The sequence below is a fragment of the Effusibacillus lacus genome, assembly GCF_002335525.1.
Classification (GTDB): Bacteria; Bacillota; Bacilli; order Tumebacillales; family Effusibacillaceae; genus Effusibacillus; species Effusibacillus lacus.
Map to the genome: position 1 here is coordinate 38,483 of NZ_BDUF01000010.1, position 21,883 is coordinate 60,365.

Annotated in this window: 25 protein-coding genes; 24 read left to right on the forward strand and 1 reads right to left on the reverse strand. The window is 43.6% G+C overall.

Annotated elements, in window-relative coordinates; translation table 11 throughout:
- Positions 1-21: 21 nt before the first annotated feature.
- The 24 genes from EFBL_RS02640 to pseI all read left to right on the forward strand — a co-directional run bounded on the left by EFBL_RS02640 (position 22) and on the right by pseI (position 19,792).
- Positions 22-873 (forward strand): DegV family protein, encoded by an 852-nt coding sequence (locus tag EFBL_RS02640; protein ID WP_165912728.1) that lies wholly within the window; start codon positions 22-24, stop codon positions 871-873.
- Between the two features lie 341 nt (positions 874-1,214).
- Positions 1,215-1,664: a ComF family protein gene (locus tag EFBL_RS20865; protein ID WP_216640712.1), complete on the forward strand. Its 450-nt coding sequence runs from the start codon at positions 1,215-1,217 to the stop codon at positions 1,662-1,664.
- 80 nt (positions 1,665-1,744) lie between these two features.
- Positions 1,745-2,161, forward strand: a complete 417-nt coding sequence (locus EFBL_RS02650) for a TIGR03826 family flagellar region protein (RefSeq protein WP_165912730.1) — start codon at positions 1,745-1,747, stop codon at positions 2,159-2,161.
- A 156-nt stretch (positions 2,162-2,317) separates the two neighbouring features.
- Entirely contained in the window at positions 2,318-2,608 is a 291-nt protein-coding gene (gene flgM, locus EFBL_RS02655; RefSeq protein WP_096180596.1) for a flagellar biosynthesis anti-sigma factor FlgM, read from the forward strand.
- 13 nt (positions 2,609-2,621) lie between these two features.
- On the forward strand, positions 2,622-3,119 hold the full coding sequence (locus EFBL_RS02660; RefSeq protein WP_096180597.1) for a flagellar protein FlgN: 498 nt from the start codon (positions 2,622-2,624) through the stop codon (positions 3,117-3,119).
- Between the two features lie 84 nt (positions 3,120-3,203).
- The gene (gene flgK / locus EFBL_RS02665) at positions 3,204-4,580 is read left to right on the forward strand and encodes a flagellar hook-associated protein FlgK (RefSeq protein ID WP_096180598.1); all 1,377 of its coding nucleotides are present in this window, start codon (positions 3,204-3,206) and stop codon (positions 4,578-4,580) included.
- A 20-nt stretch (positions 4,581-4,600) separates the two neighbouring features.
- A complete protein-coding gene (gene flgL / locus EFBL_RS02670; protein WP_096180599.1) occupies positions 4,601-5,512 on the forward strand; it encodes a flagellar hook-associated protein FlgL in 912 nt (303 codons plus the stop codon).
- 48 nt (positions 5,513-5,560) lie between these two features.
- On the forward strand, positions 5,561-6,145 hold the full coding sequence (locus EFBL_RS02675; protein WP_096180600.1) for a DUF6470 family protein: 585 nt from the start codon (positions 5,561-5,563) through the stop codon (positions 6,143-6,145).
- A gap of 5 nt (positions 6,146-6,150) precedes the next feature.
- Entirely contained in the window at positions 6,151-6,615 is a 465-nt protein-coding gene (gene fliW / locus EFBL_RS02680; RefSeq protein WP_269432672.1) for a flagellar assembly protein FliW, read from the forward strand.
- A gap of 1 nt (position 6,616) precedes the next feature.
- On the forward strand, positions 6,617-6,868 hold the full coding sequence (gene csrA / locus EFBL_RS02685; RefSeq protein ID WP_096180602.1) for a carbon storage regulator CsrA: 252 nt from the start codon (positions 6,617-6,619) through the stop codon (positions 6,866-6,868).
- Between the two features lie 204 nt (positions 6,869-7,072).
- The gene (gene hag / locus EFBL_RS02690) at positions 7,073-7,921 is read left to right on the forward strand and encodes a flagellin Hag (RefSeq protein WP_096180603.1); all 849 of its coding nucleotides are present in this window, start codon (positions 7,073-7,075) and stop codon (positions 7,919-7,921) included.
- A gap of 93 nt (positions 7,922-8,014) precedes the next feature.
- Complete coding sequence (locus tag EFBL_RS02695; protein ID WP_096180604.1) at positions 8,015-8,362, forward strand: flagellar protein FlaG; 348 nt, start codon at positions 8,015-8,017, stop codon at positions 8,360-8,362.
- Between the two features lie 11 nt (positions 8,363-8,373).
- Positions 8,374-9,756: a flagellar filament capping protein FliD gene (fliD, locus tag EFBL_RS02700; protein ID WP_096180605.1), complete on the forward strand. Its 1,383-nt coding sequence runs from the start codon at positions 8,374-8,376 to the stop codon at positions 9,754-9,756.
- 20 nt (positions 9,757-9,776) lie between these two features.
- Positions 9,777-11,627 carry a motility associated factor glycosyltransferase family protein gene (locus EFBL_RS02705; protein WP_096180606.1) on the forward strand — a complete coding sequence of 617 codons (1,851 nt, stop codon included), beginning with the start codon at positions 9,777-9,779 and terminating at the stop codon, positions 11,625-11,627.
- 1 nt (position 11,628) lies between these two features.
- Positions 11,629-12,006 (forward strand): flagellar export chaperone FliS, encoded by a 378-nt coding sequence (fliS, locus tag EFBL_RS02710; RefSeq protein ID WP_096180607.1) that lies wholly within the window; start codon positions 11,629-11,631, stop codon positions 12,004-12,006.
- Positions 12,006-12,368: a hypothetical protein gene (locus EFBL_RS02715; protein ID WP_096180608.1), complete on the forward strand. Its 363-nt coding sequence runs from the start codon at positions 12,006-12,008 to the stop codon at positions 12,366-12,368. The genes fliS and EFBL_RS02715 overlap by 1 nt, the downstream gene beginning before the upstream one ends.
- A gap of 13 nt (positions 12,369-12,381) precedes the next feature.
- Positions 12,382-12,735, forward strand: a complete 354-nt coding sequence (locus EFBL_RS02720; RefSeq protein ID WP_096180609.1) for a DUF8042 domain-containing protein — start codon at positions 12,382-12,384, stop codon at positions 12,733-12,735.
- 51 nt (positions 12,736-12,786) lie between these two features.
- Positions 12,787-14,166: a motility associated factor glycosyltransferase family protein gene (locus EFBL_RS02725; RefSeq protein WP_131927795.1), complete on the forward strand. Its 1,380-nt coding sequence runs from the start codon at positions 12,787-12,789 to the stop codon at positions 14,164-14,166.
- A 38-nt stretch (positions 14,167-14,204) separates the two neighbouring features.
- Complete coding sequence (pseB, locus tag EFBL_RS02730) at positions 14,205-15,194, forward strand: UDP-N-acetylglucosamine 4,6-dehydratase (inverting) (protein WP_096180611.1); 990 nt, start codon at positions 14,205-14,207, stop codon at positions 15,192-15,194.
- Complete coding sequence (gene pseC / locus EFBL_RS02735; protein WP_096180612.1) at positions 15,191-16,354, forward strand: UDP-4-amino-4,6-dideoxy-N-acetyl-beta-L-altrosamine transaminase; 1,164 nt, start codon at positions 15,191-15,193, stop codon at positions 16,352-16,354. The genes pseB and pseC overlap by 4 nt, the downstream gene beginning before the upstream one ends.
- A complete protein-coding gene (locus tag EFBL_RS02740) occupies positions 16,351-17,082 on the forward strand; it encodes a cytidylyltransferase domain-containing protein (protein WP_096180613.1) in 732 nt (243 codons plus the stop codon). The genes pseC and EFBL_RS02740 overlap by 4 nt, the downstream gene beginning before the upstream one ends.
- A complete protein-coding gene (pseG, locus tag EFBL_RS02745; RefSeq protein WP_207907620.1) occupies positions 17,082-18,179 on the forward strand; it encodes a UDP-2,4-diacetamido-2,4,6-trideoxy-beta-L-altropyranose hydrolase in 1,098 nt (365 codons plus the stop codon). Before EFBL_RS02740 ends, pseG begins: the two co-directional genes overlap by 1 nt.
- 1 nt (position 18,180) lies before the next feature.
- Positions 18,181-18,753: a UDP-4-amino-4,6-dideoxy-N-acetyl-beta-L-altrosamine N-acetyltransferase gene (gene pseH / locus EFBL_RS02750; RefSeq protein WP_096180614.1), complete on the forward strand. Its 573-nt coding sequence runs from the start codon at positions 18,181-18,183 to the stop codon at positions 18,751-18,753.
- Positions 18,740-19,792, forward strand: a complete 1,053-nt coding sequence (gene pseI, locus EFBL_RS02755; protein WP_096180615.1) for a pseudaminic acid synthase — start codon at positions 18,740-18,742, stop codon at positions 19,790-19,792. The genes pseH and pseI overlap by 14 nt, the downstream gene beginning before the upstream one ends.
- Before the next feature lie 49 nt (positions 19,793-19,841).
- Here the strand turns inward: pseI and EFBL_RS02760 are convergent, their stop codons facing one another.
- Positions 19,842-20,945, reverse strand: coding sequence for a DUF2920 family protein (locus EFBL_RS02760; protein WP_096180616.1), 1,104 nt, complete (start codon positions 20,943-20,945; stop codon positions 19,842-19,844).
- Positions 20,946-21,883: the final 938 nt, after the last annotated feature.

Below are 21,883 nucleotides of genomic sequence, written 5' to 3' on the forward strand. Positions count from 1 at the left end.
AAGCGGCAAAGGGGGTTTATCATGGCCAAGATTGCGATTGTAACGGACAGTACGGCGCATTTGTCAGATGACTACATAGAGCGGCACCAGATCACAGTTGTTCCCTTATCGGTCAATTTCGGCACCGAATCCCGGCGGGAGGGGATCGAGATCCGGGCGGACGAGTTCTATCAAATGCTCCCGGGTTTGAAGGAACTGCCTACCACGTCCCAACCGGCCGTTGGGGAGTTTGTGCAGGCTTTTGAAAAGTTGCTGGAAACCCACGATTCCATTATCGGCGCGTTTCTTTCCGCCAACCTTTCCGGCACCTTCTCCACAGCCCGGACGGCGGCCGGTATGGTGGAAGGCGACATTACAGTGATTGATTCGAAGATTACCAGCTTTCCGCTGGAGTCCATGATCAGGGAAGCGGTGGAGATGCGGGACGCGGGGAAAAGCAAGGAAGAAATCGCTGCCCGCTTGCAATACATTGCGGATAACAACCGGGGTTACTTTGTGGTAGATTCCCTCAACCACCTTCACAAAGGGGGCAGAATCTCCGGTGTGTCCGCTCTGCTGGGCTCCCTGCTGCAGGTAAAACCGATTATTCATGTAACAAGAGACGGAAAGCTGGACTTGTTTGATAAAGTACGGACGCAACGCAAAGCGTTGGACCGGATTGTGGAGTTGTTCCGAGCGGACAAGGAAGCCAAGCCGGGCCAGCCGAGCCGGTTCTCCGTGGTATACACGGACAGACCAGAGGAAGCGAAGCAGTTTCAGGAACGAATCGGGAACGAGTTTCCGGATCTCGACCCTCAACTAACTCAACTGAGCCCTGTGATCGGGACACACGTGGGCCCGGGAATGCTGGCCATTACCTATTACATGGGATGAGTTTGCGGGATTACATGGAGGCGCTCCTGGGGCTTCTGTATCCCCAGGAGCGTTCCTGTCTTTCCTGCCGCAGTTCTCTGCCCGAAGAGAACTCGACCTGGAATCGAAATGGCCCATCAGGTGACTGGCCGGTATCTTTACCCCGGGAGCCGGTGGCAGGATGGGCCTCCGAGATCCCCCTCTGCCCCCGTTGCCAGGCTGATCTGATTCCCATAGAGCCGCCTTACTGCCTGCTTTGCGGACGGCATATTGAAGAACCGGGACGCTGCCCGGAATGCATTCGCGGATCCGCTTTCGTACTTTCCCGTTCTTATGGAAAGTACGAGGGTGTCCTCCGAGACATGCTTCATCGATTCAAGTTTTCAAGGGAAGAGAAGCTTCTCCCCATCCTGGGGTCTTGTTTGTGTCAGGGTTGGAATCTGCACATGGCCCATTTTTCCACTGACTGGCTGGTTCCGGTGCCTGCCCACCCCAAACGAATCAAGGAACGCGGGTACAACCAGGCGGAACGTCTGGCCCTCCACCTTTCCTCCTATTCGAATATCCCTTTGCTCCCCGCTCTGCAGCGTCAAATTCACCTGAAAGGCCAAGCAACACGGAACCGACAGGAACGTTTAAAGGCTCTGCAGGGAACCTACGTATGTGACCCTGCTTTTCTGGACGCAGTTTCCGGAAGCAGTGTCTTGCTGGTTGACGACATTTACACCACGGGCGCCACGGCGGAAGCCTGTGCCAGGGCTTTGATGGAGGCGGGGGCAGAGCAGGTGTATGTGATAACTGTGGCCAGGTAAATTTCAAAATATTGTTAACTTGCTAGTTCATGAATAAATTATCCAGTATAATGTTGTTGACGAAAAAGGGGGTGCCGGCGATGGCTCTTACCAACTGCAAGCAGTGTGGACGGCTGTTTAATCGATATATGAAAGATATATGTCCTGATTGTGTCAAGGCAGACGAGAACGATTTCTACAAGGTAAGCGGATTCCTGCGGGAGAACCGGGGGGCTTCGCCGCAGGAGGTGAATGAGGCGACAGGCGTGTCGCTTGACAAGATCTACCGGTATATCCGGGAGGGGCGTTTGATTGCGACCCATTTCCCCAATATGACCTATCCCTGTGAACGGTGCGGGATTCCGATTGGGATGGGGCGTTTTTGCCGGAATTGCACAGAAGAGTTGAAGGCGGAGATCAACAGGATCACTCATGGAGAGACCGCTGCTGCTCACGATCCTCACAAGACCAGGGGGAGAGACGATTTTTACTTGAAAAACCGGTTTGATCGGAGATAAGTAACGATTTGTGGTGAATTGGGTAGAATGAATTAGCAAGATCGATTTAATTTCCCGATATGGCCAAAAATGGGGTTTACTATAAAACGCCAAATTACCGATATATCCGATAGAGACTCGGAGTATCGGTTTTCTTAATTTTCGGGGGTGGGATTCATGAAAATCTATGAAAATGGGCGGATTCAGTCCCTTCAGGCTTATCAAAAGAACCAGCCGGCTGCCAAACCAGGTCTTGTCAAAGCAAAATCAAGCGGCAAAGATGAATTGAGCATCTCGCAGGAAGCTTTGGAAATGGCTCAGGTGGGAATGACACCGGCAAACGGAGACAAACGACTCTCCCGCACAGATAGACTGGAACAACTTAAACAATTGGTCGAGAATGGAACCTATGAGGTAAATGAACATAAGATCGCGGACAAAATTGCCAGATACCTGTTAGGGGAATAAGGAGAGTATTAACATGCCATTCGGGCAATTGATTGAAACAGTTGAACAACTCTTGGAAGAACACGAAGCCTTTCTGCAGGTGGCAGAAGAGAAGAAACGGGCATTAATTAAAGGGGACATAGAAAAGCTGCAGCAAATCGTGAACCAAGAGGTGCAGTTTATTCGCCGGGTGGAGAAGCTGGAAGAAGAGCGGATCAGGCAAGGCCGGTTAATCGCGGAACAGTTTGGGCTGCCGATTGAAGAACTGACTGCGTCAAAACTTGTGCAACTGGACCTGGACAAAGAACGGGCTGCCAAGTTTAACCTGCTAACCGGTAAGTTTGTAAAGATCATGGGGGATCTTCGTATGGCAAATGAGTTAAACGGGCAATTGATCAGACAATCCCTTGAGTTAGTGGAACATACGATTGACTTGATGACGGAAATGCCTGATTCGGGAACTTATTCGGGCAATGGGGATTCAGGACAAGCAGTTGCCGGTCCGAGAAGGTTCTTTGATACACAAGTGTGATCAGGAAATAGGACTGGAAACAAGAATCCGTTCGTCAGTTGACGAATATATGGTGGAGACGAATCACTTAACTGGAGGTACGCCATGCGTTCAACATTTCACGGTCTGGAAGCAATGAAACGGGCTCTTTATACGCAACAGACTGCATTGAATACGGTATCGCATAACGTTGCGAATGCGAATACAGAAGGATATTCCCGGCAGGTAGTGGACATGTCCGCTTTCCATCCGCTTCAATATCCTGCCATGTCCCGCGGGACGGAAGCGGGGCAGTTGGGCCAGGGTTCCTGGGTGGATTCGATTCGGCGGATGCGGGATCAATATTTGGACAGGCAGTATCGAAATGAAAGCTCATTGATGGGGCAATGGGAAGTAAAGAGGGAAAATCTCGATAAGATCGACGCTATCCTCAACGAACCCTCGGATACCAGTTTGTCAACCGTTATTAATGAGTTTTTTAAATCTTGGCATGATTTGAGTGAATCCCCTGATAGTGTGAGTGCCAAGAAAGTGGTCAGACAAACGGCGATTTCTTTGGTGGAAACTTTTCAACACGTTGCAGCCCGTTTGAATACTCTTGATAACGATATTAATTTGTCCATTACAAGCAAAGCCAGCGAAGTAAATTCACTTATTTCCGAAATCAATGATCTCAATGGGAAGATCAAAACGCTCGAGATGCTGGGGGATAACGCAAATGATCTTCGCGACCAAAGAGACCTTCTAGTAGATAAAATTGCCGAGATGATTGATGTGTCCGTAACTGATGGTCCGGACGGATACACCTTAAAAACTACAGCTCCCGCACCTAACACGGTAACATTGCTTGATAGTACCACCGGAACGATGAGTCCGCTGGATCCATCCACAATTTCGGTAGCGACATTTAGTATTGGGGGAACTCAGGTAACCAGTGGGGAACTCAGGGGAATGCTTGAGTCAAAAAAGTCAATTGGGGATTATTTGACCCAACTGGACACATTGGCAAACGGAATTATCAATTCTGTAAACGGTGTCCATCCTTCGTTCTTTATTGGCACCGGGGCGGCTACTATGGATTTGGATCCCACAATCAAAGCGAGCGAAACCAATATTCAAAGCGGTACATCAGGGAATGCTGGGGACAATTCAATCGCACTGCAAGTTGCAGGGCTTATTAACTCCAAGATATTTGACAGTAACTCTGACGGTACAGTGGATACTACCTTCGAAGACTTCTTTCAATCCATGATCAGCCAACTAGGTGTGGAACAAAGGCATGCTGAATACATGGAACAGAATCAGGGAGCGATCGTAACCCAGATTTCCAACCAGCGTCATTCTATCAGTGATGTTTCGATTGACGAAGAAATGGCTAACATGATTAAATTCCAACATGCTTATAATGCGGCTGCCCGCGTAATAACGACGATAGATTCGATTCTTGACCGGATTATTAACGGAATGGGATTAACTCGTTAGTAAGGGAGGTTTGTTTATAAATGCGTGTAACCCAGTCGATGCTAAACAACCAATTGTTGCGTAACTTGCGTAACACCAATGTCAGGCTTGAAAAATATCAAGAAATGCTCTCCGGAAACAAACGTATTAACAAGCCTTCCGATGACCCGGTTGGAGTTGGAGCAGTGATGCGTTACAAAGCACAGTTGGAAAGAAACGATCAATATCTGAGAAATCTGGATTCTATTCAAGGGTATCTCGAAGTAGCTGATACGACCATCTCTCAAATTAATGACATTTTTCATCGTGTACGAGAATTGGCGGTTCAAGGTGCTTCTGATACAACTCCCAAAGACGCTCGTGAGAAGATTGCGAAAGAAGTTGACCAGTTGCTTGATGAGCTAGTTCAACTTGGAAATGTAAAGTTTAATGGGAAACATATTTTTAACGGGTATAAAACGGATACCCCTCCATATTCGACAACCAGCCCTTGGGCTGATGCTGTTGACACCAATAAACTGAAACTTTTTGTTTCTGATGGAGTCACTTTTGAGTATAGTATCAACGGTCAGGATGTGTTTGGAACGGCAAATCCAACTTCATCTCCGGATTCGAACAATGCATTCGAAATATTGGATGATCTAAGAAACAAACTTCGTGCTACACCTGAAGATTCTGCAGGTATCAGTTCTTTAATTGATACGATTGATTCGAGAATGACTCAAATTCAGAATGCGTGGGCAGAAGTTGGGGCGAGAGCGAACCGGGTTGAACTTCTTCAGAATCGATTAAAGGACGCTGAGTACGATATAACCTATCTGCGCTCTAAAGTGGAAGATGCAGATATGGCAGAAACCATCACAAATTTAAAGATGGTTGAGAACGTTCATAGAGCGGCTTTGGGGGCGGGAGCCAGAATTCTTCAGCCTTCCTTGGTTGATTTCCTAAGATAATAAGTAAACTGTAATCTTAGAGAGTTTTGATTATTTGGATGTGGTGATATGAAAATCGGACATGTACTCATACAGCAGACTTTTGCGCAGACTGGAATCCGAAATACCCCTGCCATATTGAATGTTGACTCTGAGCATGCCGATCTTAATCTTAATCAAAAACCTGCCCGGTTACGTATTCAGCAAATTGATGCCGAATTAACGGTTGATTCTTCAGGATTGCGTAGAGCGTTTCAAATGCATTCTCCTGTTTCGTTTGCGAAAGAACTTGGAAGTGAAGGTTTGCAGGCTGGTATAGTAGCCATTGGAAAGATTAGTGCCGCAGGTGATGACATGGCACGAATCGAGTTGGGGCGTGATCCTAAAAAGGTGTTTGCTGATCTAGTTAAACGAGAATCGATATGGGAAGACCCTGCTATTAAAGTGGTGGATCCTACGATCAATAATGGAATTCATATTGAAATTTCTCCCGGAAGTGTCAAGGTTGATTATCTTCCGGGAGAAATCTCTTTGGAAGCAATCCCCCATAAACCTGCTCTTTCCTTTCAAAGGGGAGAAATTAAAGTTTATTTGCAACAGAATTACAGTGTGGATATTGACTCTAGCTTACGACCTATCGACTTCAAAATTTGAAAAAGGTGAGTTACTTGAGGATTACGACCAAGTTTTTTGGAGAAATCGACATCTCGGAGAAATGTCTGATTCACTTTGACAAAGGACTGCCCGGCTTTCCGGAGGAGAAGCAATTTGTGTTGCTATCTCACGGAGAGGGAAGTCCTTTCGTTATCTTGCAATCTACTGGCAATCTGGAGGTTGCTTTTATTCTGATTAGTCCCTTTACGGTCATGCCACACTATGAGATTCAAATTACAGATTCTGTAAAGCAGGAACTGAAAATTCAAGAAACAGAGGATGTTCAAGTTTGGTCGATTGTCGTGTTGCGGGAACCCATAAGTGAAAGTACAGTGAATCTTAAAGCGCCAGTAATCCTGAATACAAAAATGAATAAAGCGCAACAGGTTATTTTGGAAAAAGGGGACTATTCCACACGTCATCCACTGGTTATTCTGCAGTCGAATGCTGAACAAGGGGCGGGTGAATGAGATGCTGGTCTTTACCCGTAAACCGAACGAGTCTGTAATTATAGGTGATGAAATCGAGGTAACGATCTTGGGAGTCAATAAAGATCAGGTCCGGATCGGAATTAACGCTCCCAAGCATGTTCAGATTCACCGCAAAGAAATTTTCCTGGCCATTCAGCAGGAAAATCAGGAAGCGGTTCAAAGTCAAGCAGGACTTGATCTGCTTGAAGGGCTCTCACAAATACTTTTGCAGACAAAAAACAACGAAAAATAAAGTATTTTATAGGATAGTACAATCTATTTTTGGATAACCGTAGTATAAACCAAAATTTGACTGTATTCGTCCGTATCTGAAAATAAATAAAACAATTTTTTTGTCGATAAGAATATTGTCGAAAGAAAATCAAACCGGGCCCGGTTGGTTCTCTTCAAATTAATTAGCATGGATGCTAAATACAATTCAGGGAGGAAACAAAACATGATTATCAACCACAACCTGAGTGCATTAAATGCACACCGTCAATTGTCCAACACCAACACTGCTGGTCAAAAGGCTCTTGAGAAACTGTCTTCCGGTCTTCGGATCAACCGCGCTGGTGACGACGCTGCGGGTCTTGCCATTTCCGAGAAAATGCGTGGGCAGATCAAAGGTCTGAACCAAGCTAGCCGTAACGCGCAAGATGCTATTTCTTTGGTTCAAACTGCTGAAGGTGCTTTGAACGAAACTCACTCTATTCTTCAGCGTATCCGTGAGCTGACTGTTCAAGCTTCCAGTGACACCAACACCACTTCTGACAGGCAGCAGATCGCAAAGGAAGTTCGTGCACTGGCTTCTGAAATTACTCGGATTGCAAAAACCACCGAGTTTAACACCAAGAAATTGTTGGATGGCTCTCGTAATCTGGCTTCGAAAGCTCTTGATTTCCAGATCGGTGCAAACAGTGGCCAAACCATCTCTTTGCAAATCGCAACTATGACTGCTTCTGCTCTTGGTTCCAGTGTGAAGGTTTCGGGCCTGGCTGCCATTATTTCTGCTAAATCTGCTGGTTCTATTACCACTTTGTTGAGTGACATTGACAAGGCTCTTGAGCAAGTTTCCAGCCAGCGTTCCAGCCTCGGTGCTGTTCAGAACCGTCTCGAGCACACTATCGCAAACTTGGATACTGCCGCTGAGAACCTGCAAGCCGCAGAAAGCCGTATCCGTGACGTAGATATGGCAAAAGAAATGATGGAGTTCACCCGCACCAACATTCTTGCTCAAGCGGGTACTGCAATGTTGGCTCAAGCAAATGCGAAGCCGCAGGGCGTTCTCCAATTGCTCGGCTAATAGTTTGGCTAAAAGCCTTTGGGAAAAGAGAACCGGCCGTCGTACTCCTGCGGTCGGTTCTTCCATATCAACCATTATTAGGAGGGGCTTAACATGAAAATCGATCCCATAAACCGAGCTTATGCCGGGATGCCCCGTGAACATTCTGCTATCGAAGGAAACTTGCAATTTGACAAAGCGGAATGGAGACCTGAAGGAGAACGCGAAACAAAAGTTATCGAAGCCAATTTAAACGAACAATTGGACAGAGCGAATAATGTATTGGATTCTTTGGGGCAGATGCTGCATTTCAAATATCACAAGGAAAGTGAAAGGTTCTTTGTACAGATTGTAGAGGCTGGAACCAACAAAGTAATTAAAACTATGCCGCCGGAAGAGTTTTTCGATTTGATTGGCCGCATTCGAGAAGCTGTTGGATTAATCGTTGATGAAAGAAAATAGGAGGTGAAAGAATGTCGAACGGTATAAGTTTTACAGGCCTTAGTTCAGGATTGGACTGGAATAGCCTAGTTAACCAATTGATGGAAATAGAAAGGTTACCTCTGCAGCGGATGGAAACACAAAGATCCAATTACAGCAGTGAGAAATCCATCTGGCAGCAAATCAATACAAAGCTGAGCGCTTTTGATACAGCTTTGGCAGATCTGAAACTGGATGCTACATTCAACTCCAAGAAAGTGATCAGCAGCAAAGAAGAAATAGTGAAGGGGACAGCCGACTCCACGGCGGTAAACGGGAAATACACTGTTGAAGTTGTATCCATGGCTAAGGTTGATAGGTATGTCAGCGATACTACATTTACAACTCTAGGCAGTTCTGGGAATCTCACTATAAATGTCGGAGCAGAATCACTTTCGATCTCCTTAGCTGCTGGAGATGATGCGAACGCTGTAGCAACAAAGATTAATCAAGCAGTATCCAACAAGAAAATCTCAGATACTACTTTTAAAGGGGTTACAGCTACTGTTGTTGGCGGCCGCCTGATGATCGAAGGGGTTAATACCGGAGCTGCAAACACCTTGAGTTTTACTGATGATCAGGGAGGAGTCTTGGTCGGAGATCTTGGATTTTACGATTCGGCTGCCAATCGACTTCAAACTGCTGCAGATTCTCACATTAAAGTTAACGGTCTTGACGTTTACTCGGATTCAAACGAGGTAAAAAATGCTCTCTCGGGTGTCACACTTACGTTAGTAAAGCAAAGTCTGGGGGAGACAGCCACCATCGAAGTGAAAAACGACGTGGAGAAAACTACTGCAGCTGTTCAAAAGATCATTGACACGTACAATGATCTGATTAACTACATTAATGATCAAACCAAATTGGATAAAGATTCAAAAACAGGTGGTACGCTTAAAGGGGATACATCTGCCAAACGATTAATGGACCGACTTCGTTTCGATCTCCACAATTCGGTTGCTAAAGTGGGAGCTTATACGGACCTGAGTCAAATTGGTATTAAATCATCAGATAAGACAGGAGTTCTTACTTTAGATACCAGCAAACTCACAGCAGCCATTGAGAAAAATCCCACTGATGTGAAGGTGCTGTTCTTCTCTGGAGACACAACGAAACCTGGAGTGGGTGACAAGTTAGACAAATTCATTGATAGCTACGTCAAGGCGGAAAGTGGGGTTTTCGCCCAGAAAGACAAAAATTACGACTCGATCATCAAGGATTTGGACAAGCAAATCGAATCTTTTGAAGCTCGGATGGAGTTAAGGGAAAAAAACTTAAGGGCACAATATTTGGCGATGGAAACGGCTCTTGCCCAATTGAACAGCCAGGGAAATTGGTTGGCCGGGCAGCTGGCGGGTCTAACTGCGCAAAAATAGGTTAAACAGGGGGGTACACCTTGTTCTTTCAGAGCAATCAGGAACTGTTAAAGCAACGGTTTCATGTTGAGATCGAGCCTGTAAATTCGACAAAATACGAAACGATTATCGCAAAAAATGGGGACCCGACAATGGTAGTGATCGAAAATTCTAAGAAATATGCGATTCACAGCAAATTTGATCCCCGGAAAGAAGCAAACCGATGGACGCAAAGTATACAAGGTACCCCCGGTACAACCTATTTTGTTTATGGCTTTGGTTTGGGATATCATATTGAGAATCTATTAGACAATTGCGAGGAAGACGATACTGTTGTAGTTATCGAACCTTCCAAAGAACTGCTGTCCTTCAGCTTAAACGCAAGAGACTATACTGATCTAATTATGGATGGCAGATTTGTACTATATATTGAACCATCTGAAGATGATTTGGATTTCTTATATTCAAATCATATCAATTATGTTGATTTAGACTCTTTAAAATTTCAGCATTTATCTCCATATGAACAACTTTTTCCTTCTCATTACGAACTTACAACCGAAAAGTTCTTTAAAAAAATAAGTGAAAAGAAAGTAGACCTCAATACGGTTTTTTACTTTGCTGAGAAGTGGCAAAAAAACTATGTGCGTAATCTTTCCTCTATAGTAAATTCTTCACCTTTTTCTGTGCTGCAGGAAACGAATTCATTCGAAAACCGACCGATTGTAATTGTTTCGGCAGGTCCTTCCCTTGATAAAAACATTCAACTATTGCGAGAAATAGATGACAAAGCGTTAATTATATGTGCAGGTTCAACAATTCGTTCTTTCGCAAAACACGACATCCTTCCCCATATTGTAGTCACAATTGATGGCGGAGAGGTCAATGCCCAACATTTCAGATCTTTGTCGATAAAAGACTACCATTTGTTTTTTTCAGGATCCTGTCATCCTGAAATTCCAACTAATCACAAAGGACCTGCATGGTATTTTCAGAATTGGGAAAAACACTTTGATGATTGGATAAATGATGAAGTACTACAAATGAATCCCGGTTTTTTACGCTCCGGACCATCTGTTGCAAACTTTTGCTTTGATTTGGCAGTGAAATTAAAAGGAAACCCCATCTGCTTTATTGGTCAGGATTTGGCTTATACAAACAACAGGACCCATGCTTCGGGAAGTTTGTTTGAGAACACTCAAGTCTCGGAAAACAAACACAGTCTGTCTATACCCGGATATCATAGGGACACAGTTTTGACAGATGTTTCTATGTATTCCATGTTGAAATATTTTGAGAACTATATATATGTTTTAAGACGACAAGGATATGAAGATCCTGTAGTGATAAACGCAACTGAAGGCGGGGCTAAAATCAAAGGGACAGAACAAATGTCTTTCAGACAGTTTATCGATAAATATTGTAAAGATTCTTTTGATCCCAGAAAGAAATTGGATATACTCCATAAAAACAACCGATTTGACAGAAACATCAGCGAGAGATTGATAAATTTACTGGAAAAGTATGTAATTGAAGTGGAACAAATCAAGACTTTAGCTGGTAAAGGGAAGAAGATTTCTGAGAAACTGGTTTCTTGCTACCGATTGCAAAAAAACAACGACATAGCCAACCTCATTGAAAAACTGGACCAAATTGACGCTTCGATCAAGGAATTGGAAGGAAGGCACGTATTCCTTTCGATTATGATGCAAGTTGGTATTTTTAAAGTATTGAAAGGCTTTAAACCAGTTCCGAATGAGACAGAAAGAGAAAAGGGGATTCGAATTGGCAATCAGTCTATGACTTTGTACAACTCATTGCAACATACGGCAAAGGAAATGATTCCAGTTATTAACGAAGTTATAGAAGATCTGAAAGGCAGTGAGATATAAAATGAGTATGGCAAATCCCTATCAGCAATATAAAAGAGTACAGATTGAAACAGCAAGACCCCAAGAACTGATTTTAATGCTGTATGATGAAGCAATCAAACAATTGAAATTGGTAATGGAGTCTATAGACCAAAAGAAGATGGAAGCTACAAATAACAGTTTTAAGAAAGTACAGGATATTCTGGAGGAATTATTGGCAAGCATTAATCCGGAGGCAGGTGAAATCGCAGTACAGCTTCAATCACTTTATAATTTCATGATTCGTCATGCCGCACAGGCAAACATTGAGAAAAGCAAAAGGAAAGCACAGGACGTTCTTGATTTGTTCATTAGCTTGAGAACCACTTGGGCTCAAGCGATGAAAGAGGCGAATGCCTGATGTCAATAAATGAAAAGTTGAATTTGATGCTTTCTGAAATGGAAACATGTTATAAACAAATCTTGCTTCTACTAGAACAACAAGACACTCATGTGGAAATCAATAAACTCTTGGAACAGATTACTCTACTGCAAAGTGAAGTCACAGTCAGCATGGCTCAATCAAACATTGAGCAAAAGGAACACTTTGAACTAAGGTTCAAACATTTGTCTGAACTTCAGACGTCCGTACGAACTGCTGTCCTCGGGATGAAAGAAAAGCTTAAATCTGAAATTGAAAAACTGGCTATTATCAAACAAAATAAAAATCCCTATAACCAAAATTCTTACGCAAATCCCATCTTTTTCGATAATCAGACCTAATGGGGGGATAAACATGAACAAGTTGGTTGAAGAGACATTACAGTCATGCCAAGAGTACATCCCTAGACTTATCGAGGCCCATGAACAGTTGGCAACGTATTTTCAGGGGAACGAAGAAGCTAAAGGCCTGGATTTGTTTCAATTATATATAGAAGGAATCGATTGGCTTCAACAGTCCGTACGGGGAATTCAAAATCTTGATCATTCCAAAATACCCGGAATTCAGGTCGATGAAGTAAATCCGAAGCTGATAGAAATTGAAGAAGCACTGCAAAACCGGGATTACGTATTGATGGGGGATTTATTAGATTATGAAATTACTCCCATCCTTGAGCAATGGCTGAAGAAGGTAGAGGAGGCCCTGTAACAGGTGTTGGAGTTCTCGAGTGATTTGTACTTAAGGAATAAGGAAGTCCTTTTGAATGGAAAACATTATTCCGACCCCATCGAGTTTCCAAGTGAATTCGTTGAAAGCCATAAAATCTCATTTGAATTAAGTCGCGATGGAAATCCCGTTATTTCTTATAGAAAAGATGATGTAAAACAGTTTGTCCACAGTAAATACACCCCAAAAAAGGAAGCCAAGCGCTTTCTCGAAGGAAACCTCGCAAAGATCAACGAGACGCTTGGTAAATCCGGGAATTCCCAGTTGATCCTTTACGGTTTGGGGTGTGGTTACCAAATCAAAGAACTCGTTCGGGAGTACCCGGGTCTGACTTTGTATGTATTTGATTTTAATCCGGAACTTGTCCACTACTCGTTTGGGTTTATAGATTTTCGAGAAATACTGGAGAATCCAAGGATTAACCTAGTGATAACGAAAAAGGAACCGTCCATTCTCGAGAATCTAGACAAGGTGCAAAACTGCCAAATGATTGTCTACAAGCCGACCCTTCCCTTGATTCCCGATGAGCTCAATCATTTGAAAGAAATTTTGATTGATATTGACATACAAAGACAAACAGTTTCAGCCACATCCAATTTGCTTTTAAACAACTTTCGTAAAAATGTCAGTGTACCCTATTACGATTGGTCATCTTTCCATCAACTTTTTGACGGGATTCCGATGGTGCTTGTGAGTGCGGGCCCATCCTTAGGCAAAAACATTAGCCTTCTGACTAAGGTTAAGAATCACGCTCTTATAGGCGCCGTCGGTACAGCGCTAACTCCTCTTTTAAAAGCAGGAATCGAGCCTGACTTTTTCATGGTTACGGATCCAAAACATTATACTTTGGAGCAAATTAGGGATTGTAATAAGTCCGTATTATTTTATTTAAGTACAGTTTTTTCAGGGGTAGTTGAAACCTATATCGGCCCGAAATTTATGGTATATCAAAAAGGGTTTATTGAAGCTGAAAATTTGGCTGCCGATCGGGGAGTTCCAGCAATTTTAACAGGCGGTTCTGTTGCAACAACACTTTTGGATCTTATGATCAAAATGGGCGCCAATCTCATTTGTTTTGTGGGACAAGATCTCGCATATACCAACGGTCGAACACACGCGACGGGAACACATCTGTACAGAACAATTGATCCTATGGATACTACGACATTCGTAGATAACTTTTATCAAACGGGGAAAGTGGCTACTTCAAACAACTTGAAGTCCTATCTAAGATGGATTGTACGCTACATCGAGGATAACAGAGCTATACAATTCTACAACGCAACTGAAGGTGGAGCCTTCATTAAAGGCTGCCATCATCTAAAACTGGAAGAATTCATTAAGTTAATAGACGGTAAGAATATTGACGCGGAAAGAGAATTATTTAAAGAGAAGGTAGAAGCAATTAGCTAAGATAGTGGTAACCATCATTCAAAGGGATGTGGAAAGTGATGTTTAACGACAAATCAATCCTGATTACTGGGGGAACAGGATCATTCGGCAAACAGTTTATTAAAACTGTTCTGGATAGATATAAGCCTCGTAAATTGATAGTATTTTCCCGAGATGAATTGAAACAGTTTGAAATGCAGCAGGAGTTTCACTCTCCGACATTGAGGTATTTTTTGGGAGATGTTCGAGATGAAGATCGTCTTCGTCAAGCAATGAAAGGGGTTGACTATGTAGTTCATGCGGCGGCACTGAAACAAGTTCCGGCTGCTGAGTATAACCCGATGGAATGTATTAAAACGAATGTCCACGGGGCACAAAATGTAATTAACGCAGCCCTCTATAATGAAGTGGAAAAGGTGATTGCTCTTTCCACTGATAAAGCGGCCAATCCTATCAACTTGTATGGTGCGACCAAACTGGCATCGGACAAGCTTTTTATTGCAGCCAACAATATAGCTGGCGGACATCGGACAAGGTTTGCCGTTGTACGGTACGGAAATGTAGTGGGTTCAAGAGGGTCGGTTATACCTTTCTTCAAAAAGTTGATATCGGAAGGAGCCAAAGAACTCCCGGTTACTGACCCGCGTATGACCCGTTTCTGGATCACCTTACAACAAGGCGTGGACTTCGTATTAAAGAATTTTGAACGTATGCAGGGCGGAGAACTATTTGTGCCGAAAATTCCTTCCACTAAGGTTACTGACTTGGTGGAAGCCCTGTCTCCCGGAACCCCTATCAAAATTATTGGAATTCGTCCAGGGGAAAAACTGCACGAAGTTATGTGCCCAGCAGACGATTCTCATTTAACATTGGAATTTCACGATCACTATGTAATCAAACCTACAATCAATTTCGTGGATCCGGTTGATTATACAGTCAATCTTATTGGGGAAAGAGGAACTTCTGTCGAGCAAGGATTTGAATATAATTCCAATACAAATCCTCATTTCCTGACCGTTGGGCAACTCAGGGAGTTGATTGGAGTATGAAACCAATCCCTTATGGGAGGCAGAATCTAACAGAAGAGGATATTCAAGCGGTTATTGAAGTATTACAGTCGGATTGGCTTACACAGGGACCGAGAATTGAAGAATTTGAAAGAACCATTGCTGAATACTGTGGAGCCAAGTATGCGGTTGCAGTCAGCAATGCGACTGCTGCACTTCATATTGCCTGTCTTGCAGCAAGTCTTGGAGAGGAAGACATAATGTGGACTTCCCCCAACACATTCCTGGCTTCAGCGAATTGCGGTTTATACTGTGGTGCCGAAGTGGATTTTGTTGACATTGACCCTCAGACCTATAACATGTCTGTTACAGAATTGGAGAATAGACTGAAACATGCAGAGGTTGAAGGAAAACTGCCCAAAGTTCTGATCCCGGTTCATTTTGCCGGACAATCTTGCGAAATGAAAGAGATCCACGAACTTGCCAGCAGGTACGGCATTACTATAATCGAAGACGCTTCCCATGCCATTGGCGGCAGTTATCGAGGCAAACGAGTCGGATCCTGTGAGTATTCAGATATGGTTGTATTTAGTTTCCACCCCGTAAAAATTGTCACGACTGGCGAAGGTGGAATTGTGCTTACAAACAGGAAAGAACTCTATGAAAGATTGACCCTGCTTCGAAGCCATGGCATGACTCGCAATCCCGAGTTTATGCAGGGACCTTCGGAGGGTCCATGGTATTATCAGCAAATTGATTTGGGATTCAATTACCGCATGACCGACATTCAGGCGGCACTTGGAACCAGTCAGATGAAGCGGATCGATGATTTTATTGAAAGGCGTCATGAACTTGCAAGGCGTTATAACGAAGCGTTTAAAGATCTGCCTATTGTTACGCCTTGGCAGCATCCGGATTCGTACAGCGCCTACCATTTATATGTAGTTCGTTTAAAACTCGATAAAATCCGGAAGTCCCATCGGCAAGTCTTTGAAGAACTTCGGGAAGCGGGAGTTTTGGTCAATCTTCATTATATTCCTGTTCATACCCAACCTTATTATCAAAGATTTGGGTTTCGATTGGGCGATTTCCCGAAGGCCGAACAATATTACAGGGAAGCCATCAGCCTTCCCATGTATTACGGCCTTACAGACCGAGAGCAAGACTATGTGATTGATACACTTTCGAGGATCCTTGCATGAAGACAGCGATCATTGTACAAGCCCGTATGACATCAACCCGGCTTCCGGGAAAAGTCTTGAAAACTGTACTTGGTAAATCATTGCTTGAGTTTCAGATTGAACGTTTGCGACGGGTTCGTTTAGCTGACCAAATTATCATTGCAACCACTACCAATGAAACTGATCAGCCTATAGTAGATCTGTGTAAACGTCTGCAGGTATCTTATTGGCGTGGATCCGAGGATGATGTGCTGGCGAGATATTACGAGGCAGCTAAGGAATTTAAAGCAGATTTGATCGTGCGGGTTACATCTGACTGCCCGCTTATTGACCCCGAGGTAATTGATCGCCATATCCGATATTACCAGGATCACCAATCCGAGTTTGATTACGTATCCAATGTACATTGTCGAACATATCCAAGAGGAATGGATACGGAAGTTTTCTCCTTCAGAGTATTGAGTGAAGCTTATGAAAATGCTGTTGACTGTTCTGAACGGGAGCATGTTACTCCTTATCTATACAGGAACCCTGAGTTCTATCGAATAGGGGATTTGGCATATGATTCAGATCAAAGCCACCATCGTTGGACGGTCGACACCCCAGAGGACTTTGAACTGATTTCCAGAATCCTGGAAACCATTTATCCCACGAATCCCCAATTTACCTTAAGGGATGTCCTTGAACTATTGGAACTGCACCCGGAATGGTCTGCCATTAACGCCCATATCGAACAAAAGAAAGCTTGATGGAACCTATGCATATTTTCTTTCGAGTGGATTCATCCCAACAAATTGGATCGGGACATCTGATGCGCTGCTTGACGTTGGCTACTGAACTGAAGGAACGGCATGCAACTGTATCATTTATCTCCAGGGAACTGCCAGGTCATATGTGTAATTACGTAGAGAGCAAGGGGTTTCAGGTAGCAAGGTTACCCTACTCGGCACAAGCAGAAGAAAGCCTAAGAACCCCGAATTCCACGTGGTTGGGGGTAAGCTGGCAACTGGATGCAGAAGAAACGAAAGAAGTATTAAGTAGCTGTGTCCAGGGTGTCGATTGGTTGATTGTGGATCACTATGCATTGGATTGGCAGTGGGAGTCTTACCAAAGGTCTGAAGCTAAAAAAATCATGGTTATAGACGATCTCGCTGACCGTCGGCATGATTGCGACCTGCTGCTAGATCAGAACTTGTTTGAAGATCTGGAGATACGATATGACAAATTGGTTTCCACAGAATGTCTTAAATTCTTGGGGCCTAGGTATGCATTGCTTCGAAAAGAATTTTTGGAAGCCAGAACTCGCCTGCGGCAAAGGGACGGACAGGTGAATCGAATTTTGGTTTTTTTCGGGGGCAGTGACATTACGAATGAAACAGCCAAAGCGATAAAAGCCATCCAAAGTTTGAATAGCCCTCAGATCCAGGTGGATGTAGTGGTGGGGTCCTCAAATCCCCGAAAAGACGAGATCCGGGATCTCTGTTATTCCATACCCAATGTGAATTATCATTGTCAAATTGAAAATATGGCCGAGTTGATGGCGGCTGCCGATCTTGCGATTGGGGCAGGAGGAACGGCGACCTGGGAACGCTGTTATCTTGGGTTGCCCGCCCTGGTAGTGATTCTAGCAGAAAATCAGATACAGCCTGCTCAAGCTGCTGCCAAAGAAGAATTGGTGATCAACTTGGGTTGGCACTATGAAATTGATGAGCTTCAATTAGCCGGAGAAATTCGAAGGGCGATAGAAAATCCCGGCCTTCTAAAGAAGATGGGGCAAAACGCTTTCCGGCTTATGGGGGACACTTCAACCCGAAGTGAAGTTGCGAGAGCGATCCTGGGGGGATAGCATGCTTCGTCGTGAGGATTGTTTGATAAGAGGAATCGAAGAACAGGATTTGGACCTGGTTCTTCGCTGGAGAAATTCCGAGCGGATTCGAACTCACATGTATACAGATCATCTCATATCCCCGGCTGAACACAGATCCTGGTTTGAGAGGGTCAAACAAGGGAATGGACCCATTTGCAAAATCTTTGAACATAAAGGAATCCCGCTTGGAGTCGTCAACTTTACTCAGATTGACAGAAACCACCATCGATGCCAGTGGGGATTCTATATTGGGGAAAGTGATGCTCCGAAAGGGAGCGGATCAGCCATGGGGTATCTTTCACTGCAGTTCGCGTTCGAAGAAATAAACCTAAACAAAGTGTGTGCAGAAGTATTCGCTTTTAATAGCGTAAGTCTTGGTTATCATAAGAAACTTGGTTTTGTGGAAGAAGGCCGCTTCCTTCAACATGTGTTTAAAAACGGAGTTTATGAAGATATTGTCGTTTTAGCTGCTTTTCAAAAAAATTGGCGGGATTTGAATAAACAGCTGGAAAAGCTGTGTTTTGAGATGGGTGAATACAGTGACAGAGATTAAAGTAGGAAACCGAATAGTCGGACCCAACCATCCTCCTTTCGTAATTGCAGAGATGTCAGGAAATCATAACCAGTCCTTGGAAAGAGCCCTTGAGATAGTGGAAGCTGCAGCAAGGGCTGGTGCACATGCTTTGAAGATCCAAACCTATACGGCTGACACAATGACACTTGATGTTGAACAAGGGGAGTTTTTTATCGAGGATCCAGACAGCCTATGGAAAGGCAAGTCCTTATATAAGCTTTATCAGGAAGCTTATACGCCATGGGAATGGCACAAGCCGATTTTTGACAGATGCAGGGAACTTGGAATGATACCGTTTAGTACACCCTTTGACGAATCTGCGGTTGAGTTCCTAGAAACTTTGGATACAGCCTTATACAAGATCGCTTCTTTTGAGAATACCGATTTGCCATTGATCCGAAAAGTAGCGGCAACGGGAAAACCCATGATTATTTCAACAGGCATGGCCAGTGTGGCGGAACTGGATGAAACCGTTCGTGCTGCAAGAGAAGCCGGATGCAAAGATTTAATCTTGTTGAAATGCACCAGCACCTATCCTGCTACTCCGGAAGACAGCAATATCTTGACCATTCCTCATATGAGAGATCTATTTAAATGCCAGACCGGTTTATCGGATCATACCATGGGAGTCGGAGTAGCAGTAGCAAGCGTAGCTCTGGGGGCAACCGTAATCGAAAAACACTTTACCTTAAGGCGTGCAGATGGAGGGGTGGATTCCGCTTTCTCATTGGAGCCTGAAGAGTTTCAAACTCTTGTCATTGAAAGTGAGCGGGCATGGCAAGCGTTGGGAAGCATTAACTATGGAGCAACCGCTAAAGAGAAAAAATCCCTTCAATTCCGCCGTTCCTTATTCGTGGCGCAAGATATGAAGGCGGGAGAGGTGTTCACGAAAGAGAATTTGAGAGTTATTCGCCCCGGGTATGGACTTCCTCCAAAATATTACGAGGTTCTACTTGGCAAAGCCGTCAAGTGTGATGTAAGGAAAGGAACTCCTGTAAGTCTAGACCTAATAGGCTAATAAAAACTGCGTATGGAGAAGCAAAGATTTGCTCTTCATACGCAGTTTTTTATTTATTCCGTACTTCCATAATGGGAACCCCTGTGGAATACTCTATAGAGTATGAATATTCAAGTGTATCAATAGAAACTGAAGGCAAAGAAAATACCCGTGGTGTGTTGGGCTCCTTCAAACTCATTGCATAATCGAATAACTCAAGGAAATCCGCATCCAACCCATGTGTACATGATTTAAAAATTTTCCCATCTACTCGCTCAGGAGTAATTTCATGATATTGGATAAAAGGGATTTGAGAACAAAATCTTTCCTTATCAGAAGGATTGATTAAATCGTCTTCCGTTCCGTGGAAGGATAAGATGTCACAGGTGTTAGTAAATTTCTGATAGAGAGTTGAGAGGTATAGAAGGTCAATATCATATGGCAAGTCTTTTGCCAAATATTGAAATTCAATGTTAAATACAAGGTTGCCAATCCGTCTTAAATAATATCTTGGTTTCAACAAAAACACTGGAAACAACCATGCGGAATTATCAATGATCTTAGAAAAAAGTCTTGGAGCAAACGCGTTACATAAGAGGGCTAAGTAAGCACCGTGGGAATGACCATAAGCAATGATACGATTGGTATTTATCGAATAACCGTTGTCTTTAATTATTGCCATAACAAGAAGAATGGCCGTCAGATTATCAAGTGCCTGCATGATTCCCATATCATTAAAATTTTCGATAGTCTCCCCAAGATTCTCTTTTCCAGTAATTATCAGATCATATTTTGCTCCGATTTCGACTAGCCTTTTAAAATTAAGTCGATAGGTGTCAGGGGATATGATTTCTTGTAATTCCGAATGAGAGAATGTCTTTTGCATCATCTCCAAATCAATGTTCATAGTAGCATTCTTTGTAACTTGCATGAATTCGTGTCCAAAATAATCACACTGTATCGTAACAAGATTATGTTTATCGGCGAATGTAGTTCTCATTTTTTTATAGACATTTGAGCTTGCGTTCCCTCCAAAACCGGGTATGAGTAGAAGGAGGCCAGTGTCTTCATTAATTCCATGCTCAGGTTCGCAAAAATATAAGTTCATATCTCGTAAGCCAGGCTGATAGATATTTGGATGTGCGGGTACTTTGATTTCGTATGATTTTGCCATAGTGCCTCCTTTATCTGAAATGATGATATCCATTTGGGTAGTTCAACGAAGAAGGGATCATTTCCTCTTAATTTTTTTTGTGCCAAGATTCAGTGAAAATTTCACCTTAACTGTTCTATGAAAATGTCACTTTTAAGTTCCCCCTCGCTTCATACGAGGGGGGCTAGATGTTCTTTTTTGCTATGCTAACCTTGCTTTTGTTGAGCTTTATTGAGTTCTTTTGGACCTCTCCAGACTCTCCAGGGGTGGTTCGCAGCGGGCTTGCGTGGCGGCGCAAGATCTGCTTGTAGATCACTGTAAAGAGAGGCGGGAAGCCCATAGGTTCGAATTCCTTACCGCATAACCTCCAAAGTATCCTTCGGTTGGTATCGTCAGAGCGGAAAACGGCACCTACAACGAGCCCGGTTGCGTCATCAATGCTGTCCATAGAGCAAAAGCTGGAACTCTTCCTTCTAACCAGTAATGTTTGCTGACATCAATTTGCCACAGTATACCGACTTGTGGTTTTCGAGCACGAGGACTGAGCAACTTCGGACGACGGCGTTGTTTTTGTCTCTTGACTCCTGCGGCAACTAAAATCCGACGAATAGAGGAAACGCTAAAATCCAACTGTTCATGCTTTTTCAGAAGCTCAGATAAGTGAGAATTATTACTTCCGTAGTACTTTTGTTCGTAAAGACTAACAACTTGTTCCCTAATGGACTCAGGGATTGTGTGAGAGGGCGTTGTAAGGGATTGGGCAACCAACTTCTCAATACAAGAACTTTCTTAAATTTTGTTTTGTCAGTGTAATCGTCTCCTTGTCCCATGTTGACATTTTCACATACGAGTTACAGGGTGATAAGTAAGCGTCAAATATTCCCCACCTATGAGCCTTCTCTTGTCCGTGAGATAATCTTCCTCAGAATGAAGCGAGGAGGATTTTTTTATGACGCAAG